The following is a 13,738-nucleotide window of genomic DNA, read 5'->3' on the forward strand; positions in this document are numbered from 1 at the left end:
GATGATCCTTAGCTATCGAGCCGGCGCAGTGCGGCGACGGCTCGTGCGGAAATTTCTTCGGGGGTGCCGGAGACGTCGACAGCGACGCCCGCCTCGTCCTCCTGCAGCGGCTGCAGGGTGGCGAACTGGGAGTCGAGCAGCGCGGTCGGCATGAAGTGGCCCTTGCGGTCCGCCATCCGGCGCCCGATGAGGTCCCGGTCACCGGTCAGATGAAGGAAGACCACACCGGGGGCCTCGGCCCGCAGACGGTCGCGGTACGAGCGCTTGAGCGCCGAGCTGCTGACGACGCCGCCGAGACCTGCCCGGCCGTGCGCCCACTGCCCGATCGCGTCGAGCCAGGGCCAGCGGTCCGCGTCGTCCAGAGGGGTGCCGGCCGACATCTTGGCGATGTTCGCCGGGGGATGGAAGTCGTCGCCCTCGGCGTACGGAACGCCGAGTTCGGCGGCGAGCAGAGGTCCGACCGTGGTCTTGCCGGTCCCTGCTACGCCCATCACCACAACGACGTGGGGGGTGCTCATTGGTGCCTCGCTGTCTTCTTCGACATCGGTCCGTCGCGCTACTGAAACCTATTACGTACGACTTATTCAAGGGGCTGTGACGTAAACGTCGTACTTTTTGTTCCTGAACTGTGCCCCGTAGTCTTGTGGCCATGACCACACAGGGCCAGGGGCTGCATACACACGTGCTGGACACCCTGGGTCTGGAGATCGCCGCGGGCGACTTCCCGCCCGGCAGCGTGCTGCGCACGGACGAGCTGGCCCAGCGCTTCGAGGTCTCCCGCACGGTCGTACGCGAAGTGGTCCGCGTCCTGGAATCCATGCACCTCGTCGAGTCGCGGCGCCGGGTCGGGGTGACCGTACGGCCGACCGAGGCGTGGAACGTCTACGATCCGCAGGTCATCCGGTGGCGGCTGGCGGGCTCCGACCGCCCGCGCCAGCTGCGCTCCCTCACGGTGCTGCGCTCGGCGATCGAACCGGTCGCCGCGGGCCTGGCCGCGACGAACGCCACCGCCGAGCAGTGCGCCGCGCTCACGGAGTGCGCGCTCGGCATGGTGGCCACGTCGCGGGGGCAGCAGCTGGAGGGCTATCTGCGGCACGACGTCGCGTTCCACCGGATCGTGCTCAACGCCTCCGGCAACGAGATGTTCGCGCGGCTCGGCGACGTGGTGGCCGAGGTACTGGCGGGGCGCACCCACCACCAGGTCATGTTCGAGGACCCGGACCCCGCCGCCGTCACCCTGCACGTCCGGCTGGCCGAAGCGGTCCGCGAGGGCGACGCGGAGGGGGCGGAACGCCTGACGAAGGAAATCGCCCTGGGCGCCCTCCACGAACTGGACGTACTGGCCCCGTAAAGCCGAACTCCGGGCCGCCGTCAGGCCGCACATCAAGCCCGTCCGGCGATCGAGGACGAGACGTCAGCCGGACGGCCCGGCCCCCACGCCCCGCACATGCGCCAACCGCCCCGCAGCCGCGGCCAGCACCATCTCCAGCGCCGCCGGATACCCACTGCGGTCCATCTCCGCCACCAGCACCCCCGCCGTCGCCGCGATGTGCGGATGCGTGTCCGCCGACGCCCGCGCGTAGGTATCGCGCCAGGCCCGCGCCTCCAGCTCCCGGGTCCGCACCGGAAGCACCAGCGTCGACGCGTCCAGCGCGGCGAACGACAGCGTCTGGTCGACGAACACGTGGTAGATCCGCACCGCCTCCGCGTCCGGGAACCCCGCCCCGCGCAGCACCCCGAGAATCGCGTCCACCGACCGCATCTCGTGCGTCCGCCCGGTCACCCGGGCACAGGCCAGCATCGCCGCCTGCGGATGCGCCAGGTAGTCCGCGTGCATCTTCAGCCCCAGCGACCGAAGATCGGCACGCCAGTCCCCGGTGGGACGCCAGCTGCTCAACGTACGGCCGATCAACTCGTCGGCCACCGCCAGCAGCAGCTCGTCCGTGTCCCTGAAGTACCGGTAGACGGCGCTCGGATCACACCCCAGCGCGGCGCCGAGCCGGCGTACCGTCAGCGCCGCCGCCCCGTGCTCGCCGATCAGCCGCAGCGTCGTCCCCACGATCAGCTGCTCGGACAGCACGGTGCCCTGCTTGGTGGGACGCCTGCGCCGCCGGGCTCCCTCCGGCACCACCCGCTCGCTCGCGCTCATGGCCCGCACCTTATGACAACAGCATTGACGTGTGAACACCTCGCGGAGTTCGATGTGCCGCCATCGGGGCCCGAACGGTGCCCCTCGGCGAAGGAGTGACTGTGACCGCCTCGCGAACCCCGTACGGCAGCGACCCACCGGCCCCGCAGCCCCCGCAGGTCCTGAAGCGGAGCCTCGGCGTCGTCGACGGTGTGGCCATCGCCGCCTCCTCCACGGCGGCCACCACCAGCATCGGCATCGGCCTCGGTGTCACCGCGGGAGTCGTCGGCCTGCATCTGCCGATCATCATGCTGCTCGGCTTCCTGCCGATCCTCGCCATCGCGAGCGCGTACTCCCGGCTCAACAGGGTCGAGCCGAACATGGGCAGCGGATACGTCTGGGTGGGCCGCTCCCTCAGCCCCTGGCTGGGCTTCCTGGTCGGCTGGATCGGCATCGCCGCCACGGTCGTCTTCCTCTCGTACACCACTACCGTCACCGGCTCCGCCCTCCTCCAGCTCGTGGGCGAGGCCGGCCTGCACGAGCTCGCCGGCCTCCGCCTCGACCCCGACTCCACGGCGCAGGCGACCGCCCTCGGCATCGTCGTCCTGGTGGCGGTCACCTTCACCGCCGTCGTCGGCACCCGCTCCGCCGCCAACCTCCAGAAGTACCTGCTGGTCTTCGAGTACGTCGTACTCCTCGGCTTCTGCGGGTACGGACTCGTCGCCGGCCCGCACCCCTTCAGCCTGGACTGGCTCAACCCGTTCACCATCCCGTCCGGGCAGCAACTCGCCCAGGGCCTCCTGCTCTCCGTCTTCTGTTACTGGGGCTTCGAGTCCTCGTTCAGCGTCACCGAAGAGGTCCGCGGCCCCGAGGACGCCTCCCGGGCCGGGTTCATCACCCTCTTCACCATGCTCGGGCTCTTCCTGCTCGGCTCCTTCGCCTTCCAGCGCGTGCTCTCGCTCGACGAGCTGACCGCCCACGGCGCCCAGGGCCTCACCTACTTCGGCGACCGGCTCGCGGACCAGCCCCTCGCCGCGCTCCCGCTGACCGCCCTGACGTTCTCCGCCGTCGCCTCCCTCCAGTCGGGGGTGATCCCCACCGTCCGCGGCATGTTCGCGATGGGCCGCGACCGTACGCTCGGCCCGCTCTGGACCAAGGTCAGCCCCCGTTACGGAACTCCGGCGGCCGGCACCGTCGCGATCGGCTGCGTCGCCGCCGCGGTGGCCGTCCTCTCGCTGGTCATCCCGAAGGTCGGCGACGTCGTCCTCGCCTCCGTCAACGCGATCGGCGTCGTCGTCTCCCTCTACTACGCGCTGACCGCCCTGGCCGCCGCCACCCGCTTCCGCGGCGCCTTGCGCGAGAGCTGGTCCGAGGCTCTGCGGGCGGTGGTCCTCCCCGTGCTCAGCGCCGTGTTCCTGCTCGGCCTCGGCGGCTACCTGTGCTGGACCTTCTACACATCGGCCGACCACTTCGAGGTCAGCCCGGACAACGGCTGGTTCATGCTCTTCTGCCCCGCTGCCATGCTGCTGACCGGGGTCGTCGCCGCGGCCTGGGCCAAGTGGGCTAGGAAGTCGCCGTACTTCGTCACAGGGCGCTCCACCGCACCGGCCGACCCGCATACCACCGAAGCCGCCTGACGGTTCATCCCACACCACCCCCGCACGGAAACGGAACGCAACCACCCATGCACCACGCCCCCGCCGACCTCGTCCTCACCGGCGGACCCGTCCTCACCATGGACGCGGCCCGCACCCGCGCCACCACCCTCGCCGTCACCGGCGACCGCATCACCGCCGTCGGCCACGACGAGGTCCGCGAGCTGATCGGACCGAAGACCGAGGTCGTCGACCTCGCCGGACGGCTGCTCGTCCCCGGCTTCCAGGACGCCCACGTCCACCCGGTGGGCGCCGGCCTCGAACTCGCCCAGTGCGATCTCACGGAATGCCGGACCGGATCAGGCACCGTCGCCGCCGTGCACGCCTACGCCGCCGCCCACCCCGACCAGGAGTGGATCACCGGCGGCGGCTGGTCCATGGAGGCGTTCGACGGCGGCGCCCCCACCCGCGAACTGCTCGACGCCGTCGTACCCGGCCGGCCCGTCTATCTGGTCAACCGCGACCACCACGGCGCCTGGGTCAACACCCGGGCCCTGGAGCTCGCCGGCCTCACCCGGGACACCCCCGAACCCGCCGACGGCCGCATCGAGCGCGACGAGCGGGGCGAGCCCACCGGTCTCCTCCAGGAGGGCGCCATGGACCTGGTCGGCCGCCTCACCCCCAGGTCCACCCCCGCCGACCGCCTCGCCGCCCTGCTGCGCGCCCAGCGCATTCTCCACGCCTACGGCATCACCGCCTGGCAGGACGCCATCGTCGGCTCCTACGGCTCCATGGACGATCCCGCCGACGCCTATCTCGCCGCCGCCCGCGACGGATCACTCACCGCCCGCGTCGTCGGCGCGCTCTGGTGGGACCGCGACCGGGGGAGCGAGCAGATACCCGAACTGGTCGCCAGGCGCGCCGAGCTGAGCACCGGGCTGTTCCGGGCCGGGTCCGTCAAGATCATGCAGGACGGTGTCGCCGAGACCGGCACCGCCGCACTCCTCACCCCGTACCTCGACGCCTGCGGCTGCGCCACCACGAACAGCGGCACCAGCTTCGTCGACCCCGTGGAGCTGCGCCGGTACGTCACCGAACTGGACGCCCTCGGTTTCCAGGCCCACTTCCACGCCCTCGGCGACCGCGCGGTGCGCGAAGCCCTGGACGCGGTCCAGGCCGCCCGCACCGCGAACGGGCGCACCGACACCCGCCCCCACCTCGCCCACCTCCAGGTCGTCCACCCCGACGACATCCCTCGGTTCCGGGAGCTCGGCGCCACGGCCAACATCCAGCCGCTGTGGGCGGCCCACGAACCGCAGATGGACGAGCTCACCATCCCCTTCCTCGGCGCCGAGCGGGCCGCCCTGCAGTATCCGTTCGGCGCGCTCCTGCGGTCGGGCGCCACCGTCGCCGCGGGCAGCGACTGGCCGGTCAGCAGCCCCGACCCGCTGCACGGCATCCACACGGCGGTCAACCGCAGCACCCCCGGGTCAGGCGAACCGGCCTTCCTCCCCGGGCAGCGCATCTCGCTGACCGCCGCCATCGCCGCGTACACGGCGGGCTCGGCCCATGTGAACCACCTCGACGACACCGGCTCCCTGCGCGCCGGGGCCCTCGCCGACCTGGTGGTCCTGGACCGCGACCCGTACGCGGGACCGGCCGAGGAGATCGGTTCCACACGCGTCCTGCGGACCTACGTCGGCGGCCGGAAGGTCCACGACTCCGAGGACTGAGCACGACGCGCGGCCCCCGCGGAACGGCACACGCCGCGGGGGCCGGCGGTACGTTCCCCTGGGCGTACGGTTGTCCGTGATCGATCTTCACCAGTCGGAAACAGGGAGACCACGGTATGGCGCAGCAGGTGCAAGGGGTCATCGCACCGGGAAAGAACGAGCCGGTACGGGTCGAGACCATCGTGATCCCGGACCCCGGCCCCGGTGAGGCCGTGGTGAAGATCCAGGCGTGCGGTGTCTGCCACACCGACCTGCACTACAAGCAGGGCGGCATCAACGACGACTTCCCGTTCCTGCTCGGCCACGAGGCCGCCGGGATCGTCGAGTCCGTCGGCGAGGGGGTCACGGACGTCGGGCCCGGCGACTTCGTCGTCCTCAACTGGCGGGCCGTGTGCGGTCAGTGCCGCGCCTGTCTGCGCGGCCGGCCCTGGTACTGCTTCGACACCCACAACGCCACGCAGAAGATGACGCTCCTCGACGGCACCGAGCTGTCGCCCGCGCTGGGCATCGGCGCGTTCGCCGAGAAGACGCTCGTCGCCGCCGGCCAGTGCACCAAGGTCGACCCGGAGGTCTCCCCGGCCGTCGCCGGGCTGCTCGGCTGCGGCGTCATGGCGGGCATCGGCGCGGCCATCAACACCGGCCAGGTCGGCCGCGGCGACTCGGTCGCCGTGATCGGCTGCGGCGGCGTGGGTGACGCGGCCATCGCCGGTGCGCGGCTCGCGGGCGCGGCGAAGATCATCGCGGTCGACATCGACGACCGGAAGCTGGAAACGGCGAAGACGATGGGTGCCACACACACCGTCAACTCCCGTTCCACCGACCCGGTCGAGGCGATCCGCGCCCTGACCGGGGGCAACGGCGCGGACGTCGTCATCGAGGCGGTCGGCCGTCCGGAGACGTACAAGCAGGCGTTCTACGCCCGCGACCTCGCAGGTACGGTCGTCCTCGTCGGCGTCCCCACCCCCGAGATGCAGCTCGAACTCCCGCTGCTCGACGTGTTCGGCCGCGGCGGCTCGCTCAAGTCCTCCTGGTACGGGGACTGCCTGCCATCGCGCGACTTCCCGATGCTCATCGACCTGCACCAGCAGGGCCGGATCGACCTCGGCGCGTTCGTCACCGAGACCATCGGCCTCGGCGACATCGAGCAGGCGTTCGCCCGGATGCACGACGGCGACGTCCTCCGCTCGGTGGTGGTCTTCTGATGACCGCGCGCATCGACCACCTGGTCACCTCCGGCACCTTCGCCCTCGACGGCGGGGAGTGGGACGTCGACAACAACGTCTGGATCGTCGGCGACGACACCGAGGCCGTCGTCGTCGACGCCGCCCACGACGCCGCGGCCATCGAGGCCGCGCTCGACGGCCGTACGCTGCGGGCGATCATCTGCACCCACGCCCACAACGACCACATCGACGCGGCCCCGGCCCTCGCTGCCGCCACCGGCGCGCCGGTCCTGCTGCACCCCGACGACCTGCCGCTGTGGAATCAGACCCACCCGGACCGCGCCCCCGACGGCGAGCTCGCCGACGGCCAGGAACTGGAGATCGCGGGCATCCGCCTCCAGGTCCTGCACACCCCGGGGCACGCCCCGGGCGCGGTCTGCCTGTACGCCCCCGAGCTGGGCACCGTCTTCACCGGCGACACGCTCTTCCAGGGCGGACCCGGCGCCACCGGCCGGTCGTTCTCCGACTTCCCGACGATCGTCGCCTCGATCCGGGACCGGCTGCTCGCCCTGCCCGCGGAGACCGTCGTCCGTACCGGACACGGCGACACCACCACCATCGGTGCGGAGGCCCCGCACCTCCAGGAGTGGATCACCCGCGGCCACTGAGTCCCGCGCTCACCGGTCCGGCCACGCGGAAAGCCGCAGCCCGCTCTCGAAGCGGCGCGGCTCTCCCGTGACTGGATCGGTGAACTCCAGTACCCGGGCGAGCAGTTGCAGCGGCCGGCTGTAGTCGTCGGGCCCGCTCTCCTGCTCCACCACCGGGTAGACCGGGTCGTGGACGAGCGGCAGCCCCAGGGCGTTCATATGGACCCGCAGCTGATGGGTCCGCCCGGTCGCAGGCAGCAGCCGGTAGCGCCCGAGCCCCTCCCGGTGCTCCAGCAGCTCGATCCGGCTCTCGCTGTTCGGCTCGCCCGGCTCCTCACGGGCCGCGATCACCCCCCGCTGCTTCACGATCCGGCTGCGTACGGTGCGCGGGAAGTCCAGACGCGGATCGTACGGTGCCACCGCCTCGTACTCCTTGCGCACGAGCCGGTCCCGGAACAGCGTCTGGTACGCGCCCCGCTCCTCGGGCCGTACGACGAACAGGACGAGGCCCGCGGTCAGCCGGTCCAGCCGGTGCGCGGGCTGCAGGCGCCCGGCGCCCAGCTCGCGGCGCAGCCGGGCGACCGCGGTCTCGGTGATGTGCCGACCGCGCGGGGTGGTGGCGAGGAAGTGCGGCTTGTCGGCGACGACCAGGTGCGCGTCCCGGTACACGACCCCCACCGGGAACGGCACCGGCTCCTCCGGCGCGAAGTCACGGTGGAACCAGAGGAACCGGCCGGCCGTACAGGGCTCGTCGGGTCCCACCGCGACGCCGTCGGCACCGACGAACCGCCCCTCGGCGAACATCGCGTCCACGCGCTCCGCCCCGATCGCGGCCCCGAACCGCTCCAGCAGATGATCCCGGACCGTTCCCCGCCCGGCGTCGGGGTCGTCCGGCAGCCGGATCCGCACCGGATCGACGCCGTCCCGCTGCGGCAGCGGGGCCGCGGGCGGCTTCGCGCGCCCCCTCACCGGCCGGAACCGGAACACTCGCGGTACGGACTCCGGCCGGCTGGGGCGGTCACTGATCTGTCCCTCTCGTGGGTGGTGCGTGGCTACGGCCCATCATCTCAATGAGCCACGCTCTCAGCGCACGTCCACCGAGTACGCCGTGGTGTCCAGGCGGCCCGTGCCCTTGAAGACCTCGGTGCCCGCCTCGACACCGGAGAGGTACTTGTCGTTGGACAGCAGGTCGCGGCGCACCAGGGCCTGCAGGAAGTCGTTGAGGTCCAGGTCCGTGGACGTGGTGTTGTTGACCCGGACGAAGGAGTACACCTTCCAGCCGACATCGCCCTGGTAGATCTCCCACATCGCTCCGCCCAGACTCACCGTGCCGTACCTGGTGCCGAGCGGGCCCGCACCGCCCTGCCGGTTGAGCCAGACCATGACCTCGTCGGTGGGCTGGTCCTGCCAGTCGGCGCCGTTCTTGTCGTGCAGCCACAGGTCGTACGCGACGTTCATGGTCCCGGGGGCGGGGCTGATCCTGAAGTCCCAGCTGGTGGGAACGGACTTCTTGTCGCCGAGGCGCAGGGGCAGCTCGGTGGCGGGCCGGTCGGTCTTCCACCCCCAGTGCCAGCCGAGGACGGTGCTCGCGTAGGACTTCACGTCGTGGTCGGTGCCGGTCCAGGAGTATTCGGTGCCCCACGCGATGGTGTCGCCGCTCTGCGAGGTGTCCCAGACACACTGGGTGCCCGTCCCCTTGTCCTGGCCCCAGAGGTTGTTGTTGACGTAGTACTTGCCCATCGTGATCTGGTCGAAGGCGCCGCACTTCTTCGCGTCCTCACCCGCCACGGCGACCGTGACGGTGGCCGCGGCCGCGAGGGCGGTCAGCGCGGCGGTGGCCGCTTTGCCGGTGCGCGAGAGGCGGGGGCGTCGGTGCTGCATGGTGAGGGACCTTCCGTGTGGGGGGTGAGGGGTGGGGAGAGGTGACCGCTACTTCGTGCCGAGGTAGTAGCTGACCTGCGGCGGCTGGTTGTACCCGGTGTTCTGCCAGGCCACTCCGAGCCGGTACGAGGGGTCGCTCATGAGCGTGGGCAGACGGAACTCGGTGGGGTGCGGGGTGGTGTACAGCCGCAGCGCGGTGGAGTCCGTGTTGCGCCAGACCATCTCCTCGCGCCAGTCGCCGAGGAGGTCCGCCGACAGGGCGGGGCTGCCCTTGGTCCAGTTGTTGGACCTGGCGTCCTGGTCGTACCAGATACGGGTGAGGCCGGCGGAGCCCTCGTACTTCAGCACCTGGGCGTAGCCGGAACCCGCCGTGCCCGACCAGCGGTGGTCGAGGAGCTCACGGCCGGCGTCGCCGTCCCACCAGATGGCGGAGTTGTACGAGGCCCCGCCGCCGAAGGACGGAACCGCGTCGCTGATCTTCGTGCCGTCGGCCGCGTAGAGCCCGCCGCCGCTCGACCAGCACTCGGCACCCGCGTGGCTCCGGGTCAGGTCGGCGCAGATGCCGCGCCCGACGTCGGTGCCGGTCCTGGTGCCCCACAGGATCTGGCCGGTCCTCGCGTCGTGCATCTCGTAGCCGTAGGCGGAGCCGGTGTGCTCGTGCACGTTGAAGGACTCCAGCCCGGGACGGGACGGGTTCAGGTCACCGACGTGCAGGGCGTCGCCGTGCCCCAGCCCGGTGGTCCACAGCCCGTTTCCGTTGTCGTCGACGGCCATGGCGCCGTAGAGGATCTCGTCCCTGCCGTCCGCGTCGACGTCGGCGACCGCGAGGTTGTGATTGCCCTGCTGGTCGTAGCCCTTGCCGGAGTTGGCGGGGCTGTTCGTGTCGAACGTCCAGCGGCGGGTGAGACCGGTGCCGTTCCAGTCGTACGCGGCGATCGCGATGCGCTCGTAGATGCCCCGGCTGAAGATCATGCTCGGTGCCGAGCCGCTGACGTACGCGGTGGCGGACAGCAGCCGGCCCTCCCGGTTGCCCCAGGTGTCGCCCCAGTCGGAGACGGAGCCGCGGGCGGGCTCGAAGGGAACGGAGTCCATCACCCTGCCGGTCCGCCCGTTGAAGACGGACAGGTACTCGGGGCCGCTCAGCACCGCGCAGTTGGCCGCGAGGTGCGAGGCCGCCGCGTCGCCGATGACGGTGCCCGCGGAGTCCTTGGAGCCGTCGGAGGTGCGCACGGCCATCTCGGCCCTGCCGTCGCCGTCGTAGTCGTACACCTGGAACGAGTCGTAGTGCGACCCGCTGCGCACGTTCGTCCCGAGGTCGACGCGCCACAGCCGCTTGCCGCTCAGCTCGTACGCGTCATAGAGCGTCGGCCCGGTGCAGGTACCGGAGTTGGCCACGTCGGTGGCATTGGACGGTACCCACTTCAGCACCAGTTCGTAGGCGCCGTCGCCGTCCAGGTCCGCGGTGGAGGCGTCATTGGCGGCGTAGGTGTAGGCGACCCCGTCCCGGGTGGTTCCGCCCGCCGGTCTGTCGAGGGGGATGTCGAGCCGGCCCGAGGCCCAGACCCCCGCCTTCTCACCTGGCTGCTCGACACCGTTCACGACGGCCCGGATCTCGTACGAGGCGCCGGTACTGCCGCCCGTGTCGAGGAAGTTGGTCCTCCTGGTCTCCGCGACCAGCGTGGAGCCGCGGTACAGCTTGAACGACACGCTCTCCGCGTCGCTTCCGAGCATGCGCCAGGTGACCAGCACGCCACCGCTCGCGGGTACGGCGACCAGACCGCGGTCCAGCTTCTCGGCCACCCGTGCGGCGGCGAGCGCCGCGGTGGCCCTGTTGGCGGGCGCGGAGATCTCCTCGGCCGCCCCGGCCGACTGGCCGGCCGTCAGAACACCCGCGGTCACGGTGAGAGCGGCCGCGACCGCCCCTGCGGCCAGCGTGCGGACTCGGCGCCGGCGGCGGTGGGAGACGTGCGCGGATCGGGACATTGTGACCTCGTCGTCGACGTCGTAGGGGGACGGATACGTCTCCTGGTCGCCGCCGGCCCCCGGAAGGTTGCCGCATCCGTGAGTCCGCGTCCGGCGGAAGGCGTGGCCTGCGTCGGCCGTTTGACGCCTCGTGTACACGCCTCTATCGTTCGGCATTCCAGATGATGTACGAAATTGCGAACAGCGCATGTTCGGGTCTGTGAGCGAGGTGCCCATGTGTGCGGCCGTGGATGACACGACCAGGGAGTTCGATGCCTTCTTCGAGGCACACTTCGCCGAACTCTCGCGCCTCGCCCACCTGCTGACCGGCGACCCCGCCGGCGCTGACGACCTGGCGGCGGACGCCCTGCTCGCGCTCTGGCGGCGCTGGGACCGGATGCGCGCCGCCGAGTACCCCGTCGCGTACGCCCGTGGAGTGGTGGCCAACATGGCACGCAGCCGCATCCGCGGCGCGGTGCGCGAGCGCAGGAGGATCACGCTGTTCTGGTCGGGCCAGAACGAGGTGACGGACGGCCCGGACGTACCCGCCGTGATCGACGTCCAGGAGGCGCTGAGCAGACTGCCGTTCCGCAAGCGCGCCTGCGTGGTGCTGCGGCACGCCTTCGATCTCTCCGAGAAGGACACGGCCCTCGCCCTCGGGATCTCGGTGGGTACGGTGAAGAGCCAGACGTCGAAGGGAATGGCCGAACTGCAAAGGCAGTTGACCCCGCTCACCGAAGTGCGACGAGTACCGGCCGCCGCCCCGGGAGGGAGGACAGCATGAAGGACGACGACCTGCGCCGCCGGCTGCGCGGCGCGGCCCACACGCACACGCCCGACCGGGAGCGCATGCGCGCCCGTGTGGAACGGGGCATGGGCGGGCACGAGGCCGCGGCGGCGCACCGGGCCCCCCGGCCGGCGATGTCCTGGCTGCGCGTCGTGAGCGCGACCGCCTCCGTGGCAGGCGTCTTCGCCGTCGGCGGGTACGCCGTCGCCTCCTCCGTGAGCGACGAGGACCCGCCCCCGCAGAGCGTGGCGACGACCTCCGCCCCCGTGGCCACACCGACAACCCCGCCGGCGGCCCCCGAGCCGCTCCGGACGTCCGCATCGCCCACCCCGTCCGCCCCGCGGCCGACCGCGACTCCGCAAGCGCGGCGCTCGTCAGCGCCGCCGAAGAGCGAGCCCTCGCAGAGCCGGAGCCCGTCCGCCGCGGACCTGCTGTGGGCGGACGGCTCGATCGACCCGGGCAGCCGCGCTTACTGGGCGCAGAGCAACGTCACCATCAAGGCGAAGAAGCCGCTGACCGCGCTCACCGTCGAACTGCGCATCGCGCGGAGCGCCGAGGCCGCCGAAACCGGCCACTGGCTCTCGCTGCCCGCCGAGGACTTCGAGGTCGCGGTGGACGAGGACGACGGCTTCCTCGTCTACCGCTGGTCCCTCCGCGCGGGACGGACCGTCCCGGTCGGCACCCACGTCTTCGCGGGTCAGTACAACCACCCCGAGGGCGGGCGTGACGCGGGCGACGACGTGTACACGGTCGAGGCCGGCACGACGGGCCCTCCTGGGGAACGGGACGAGGTTCGGGGCGACTTCGCGCCCACCTCCGACTGAGGCCGGGCGGCGGAGCGGGGCCGACGGGAAGGCCCGTCAGGAAATTCCGATCGCGCGGCAACCCCGCGCCGGGCGGCGGCGACCAGGCAGTGAGAGGTCACCCCCACACCCGAGGAATGGAACACATGAGTCAACTGAGCCGACGATCCGAACTGCGCAAGGGGCGCAAGCGGCGCCTGACGCGGCGCCGCGCCATTGGCGCGCTGACCGCCGCGGTCGGACTCACCGGGGCCGCCATCGCCACCAACGTCATGCTGTCACCGGCCGGCGCCGCCGCTGCCTGGCCGACCCCCAAGGGCCAGCAGGCGGTTCCCGCCACGATCGAGGTGTCCGGCACGTACGACGGCGGCCTCAAGCGCTTCCACGGCAGCGGAGAGCTGGGCGGCGACGGCCAGAACGAGGGCCAGGACCCCCTGTTCATACTGAAGGACGGTGCCGTCCTGAAGAACGTCGTCCTCGGCTCCCCGGCCGCGGACGGCATCCACTGCGCGGGCAGTTGCACGCTGCAGAACGTCTGGTGGGAGGACGTCGGCGAGGACGCCGCGACCTTCAAGGGCAAGTCCGCAGACTCCGTGTACACGGTGTACGGCGGCGGCGCCAGGAAGGCGTCCGACAAGGTCTTCCAGTTCAACGGGGCCGGGAAGCTCGTCGTCACCAAGTTCCAGGTGTCCGACTTCGGCAAGCTGGTCCGTTCCTGCGGCAACTGCTCCACGCAGTACAAGCGGACGATCATCGTGAACGACGTCGACATCACCGCCCCCGGCAAGTCGATCGTCGGAATCAACACCAACTACGGTGACACCGCGGCGCTGCGCAACATCCGTATCCACGGGGACAGCGGCAAGAAGATCGCCACCTGTGACCGGTTCACCGGCAACAACACGGGTGCCGAGCCGCCGAAGACGGGCACGGGCCCCGACGGCACGTACTGCCGCTTCACTGCCGCGGACATCAGCTACCAGTAACCGCACAGCCCACGCGCGCGCCTCCGCCGGCCCGGCCCGGCGGGGGCGCTCCC

13 protein-coding genes are annotated in these 13,738 nt (G+C 71.5%); 8 read left to right on the top strand and 5 right to left on the bottom strand.

Going from position 1 to position 13,738, the window contains the following annotated elements; all coding sequences use genetic code 11:
• Positions 1 to 8 precede the first annotated feature (8 nt).
• Entirely contained in the window at positions 9 to 518 is a 510-nt protein-coding gene (locus ACFWSK_RS15080; protein WP_383785208.1) for a gluconokinase, read from the bottom strand.
• Between the two features lie 131 nt (positions 519 to 649).
• On the opposite strand from ACFWSK_RS15080, the gene ACFWSK_RS15085 reads away from it, so the two are divergent.
• The gene (locus tag ACFWSK_RS15085; RefSeq protein ID WP_383785210.1) at positions 650 to 1,351 is read left to right on the top strand and encodes a FadR/GntR family transcriptional regulator; all 702 of its coding nucleotides are present in this window, start codon (positions 650 to 652) and stop codon (positions 1,349 to 1,351) included.
• Positions 1,352 to 1,414: 63 nt separating this feature from the next.
• On the opposite strand, the gene ACFWSK_RS15090 is transcribed toward ACFWSK_RS15085, so the two are convergent.
• On the bottom strand, positions 1,415 to 2,149 hold the full coding sequence (locus ACFWSK_RS15090; RefSeq protein WP_383785213.1) for a TetR/AcrR family transcriptional regulator: 735 nt from the start codon (positions 2,147 to 2,149) through the stop codon (positions 1,415 to 1,417).
• Positions 2,150 to 2,250: 101 nt separating this feature from the next.
• Here ACFWSK_RS15090 and ACFWSK_RS15095 point away from each other — a divergent pair, with 101 nt between their 5' ends.
• The 4 genes from ACFWSK_RS15095 (at position 2,251) to ACFWSK_RS15110 (ending at position 7,287) form a co-directional block, all read left to right on the top strand.
• A complete protein-coding gene (locus tag ACFWSK_RS15095; RefSeq protein ID WP_383785216.1) occupies positions 2,251 to 3,765 on the top strand; it encodes an APC family permease in 1,515 nt (504 codons plus the stop codon).
• 47 nt (positions 3,766 to 3,812) lie between these two features.
• Complete coding sequence (locus tag ACFWSK_RS15100; protein ID WP_383785219.1) at positions 3,813 to 5,456, top strand: amidohydrolase; 1,644 nt, start codon at positions 3,813 to 3,815, stop codon at positions 5,454 to 5,456.
• Between the two features lie 116 nt (positions 5,457 to 5,572).
• Entirely contained in the window at positions 5,573 to 6,658 is a 1,086-nt protein-coding gene (locus tag ACFWSK_RS15105; RefSeq protein ID WP_383785222.1) for an S-(hydroxymethyl)mycothiol dehydrogenase, read from the top strand.
• Positions 6,658 to 7,287, top strand: coding sequence for an MBL fold metallo-hydrolase (locus ACFWSK_RS15110; protein ID WP_383785225.1), 630 nt, complete (start codon positions 6,658 to 6,660; stop codon positions 7,285 to 7,287). Before ACFWSK_RS15105 ends, ACFWSK_RS15110 begins: the two co-directional genes overlap by 1 nt.
• 9 nt (positions 7,288 to 7,296) lie before the next feature.
• On the opposite strand, the gene ACFWSK_RS15115 is transcribed toward ACFWSK_RS15110, so the two are convergent.
• From ACFWSK_RS15115 to ACFWSK_RS15125, 3 genes are all read right to left on the bottom strand, one after another.
• Positions 7,297 to 8,235, bottom strand: coding sequence for an RluA family pseudouridine synthase (locus ACFWSK_RS15115; protein ID WP_383785228.1), 939 nt, complete (start codon positions 8,233 to 8,235; stop codon positions 7,297 to 7,299).
• 114 nt (positions 8,236 to 8,349) lie between these two features.
• Positions 8,350 to 9,147, bottom strand: a complete 798-nt coding sequence (locus ACFWSK_RS15120) for an endo-1,4-beta-glucanase (protein WP_383785231.1) — start codon at positions 9,145 to 9,147, stop codon at positions 8,350 to 8,352.
• A gap of 48 nt (positions 9,148 to 9,195) precedes the next feature.
• Positions 9,196 to 11,130, bottom strand: coding sequence for a rhamnogalacturonan lyase (locus tag ACFWSK_RS15125; protein WP_383785234.1), 1,935 nt, complete (start codon positions 11,128 to 11,130; stop codon positions 9,196 to 9,198).
• Positions 11,131 to 11,344: 214 nt separating this feature from the next.
• Between ACFWSK_RS15125 and ACFWSK_RS15130 the strand changes: the two genes are divergently transcribed.
• From ACFWSK_RS15130 to ACFWSK_RS15140, 3 genes are all read left to right on the top strand, one after another.
• Complete coding sequence (locus ACFWSK_RS15130) at positions 11,345 to 11,893, top strand: SigE family RNA polymerase sigma factor (protein ID WP_383785350.1); 549 nt, start codon at positions 11,345 to 11,347, stop codon at positions 11,891 to 11,893.
• A complete protein-coding gene (locus ACFWSK_RS15135; RefSeq protein ID WP_383785237.1) occupies positions 11,890 to 12,720 on the top strand; it encodes a hypothetical protein in 831 nt (276 codons plus the stop codon). Before ACFWSK_RS15130 ends, ACFWSK_RS15135 begins: the two co-directional genes overlap by 4 nt.
• Positions 12,721 to 12,845: 125 nt before the next feature.
• Positions 12,846 to 13,685 carry a pectate lyase gene (locus ACFWSK_RS15140; RefSeq protein WP_383785240.1) on the top strand — a complete coding sequence of 280 codons (840 nt, stop codon included), beginning with the start codon at positions 12,846 to 12,848 and terminating at the stop codon, positions 13,683 to 13,685.
• Positions 13,686 to 13,738: the final 53 nt, after the last annotated feature.

Origin of the sequence: Streptomyces sp. NPDC058620, from assembly GCF_042717135.1 — a bacterium.
GTDB lineage: Bacteria > Actinomycetota > Actinomycetes > Streptomycetales > Streptomycetaceae > Streptomyces.

Coding starts and splice junctions, on each gene's coding strand:
- ACFWSK_RS15080 (WP_383785208.1), bottom strand. CDS start 518: ATGAGCACCCCCCACGTCGTTGTGGTGATGGGCGTAGCAGGGACCGGC.
- ACFWSK_RS15085 (WP_383785210.1), top strand. CDS start 650: ATGACCACACAGGGCCAGGGGCTGCATACACACGTGCTGGACACCCTG.
- ACFWSK_RS15090 (WP_383785213.1), bottom strand. CDS start 2,149: ATGAGCGCGAGCGAGCGGGTGGTGCCGGAGGGAGCCCGGCGGCGCAGG.
- ACFWSK_RS15100 (WP_383785219.1), top strand. CDS start 3,813: ATGCACCACGCCCCCGCCGACCTCGTCCTCACCGGCGGACCCGTCCTC.
- ACFWSK_RS15105 (WP_383785222.1), top strand. CDS start 5,573: ATGGCGCAGCAGGTGCAAGGGGTCATCGCACCGGGAAAGAACGAGCCG.
- ACFWSK_RS15110 (WP_383785225.1), top strand. CDS start 6,658: ATGACCGCGCGCATCGACCACCTGGTCACCTCCGGCACCTTCGCCCTC.
- ACFWSK_RS15120 (WP_383785231.1), bottom strand. CDS start 9,147: ATGCAGCACCGACGCCCCCGCCTCTCGCGCACCGGCAAAGCGGCCACC.
- ACFWSK_RS15125 (WP_383785234.1), bottom strand. CDS start 11,130: ATGTCCCGATCCGCGCACGTCTCCCACCGCCGCCGGCGCCGAGTCCGC.
- ACFWSK_RS15130 (WP_383785350.1), top strand. CDS start 11,345: ATGTGTGCGGCCGTGGATGACACGACCAGGGAGTTCGATGCCTTCTTC.
- ACFWSK_RS15135 (WP_383785237.1), top strand. CDS start 11,890: ATGAAGGACGACGACCTGCGCCGCCGGCTGCGCGGCGCGGCCCACACG.
- ACFWSK_RS15140 (WP_383785240.1), top strand. CDS start 12,846: ATGAGTCAACTGAGCCGACGATCCGAACTGCGCAAGGGGCGCAAGCGG.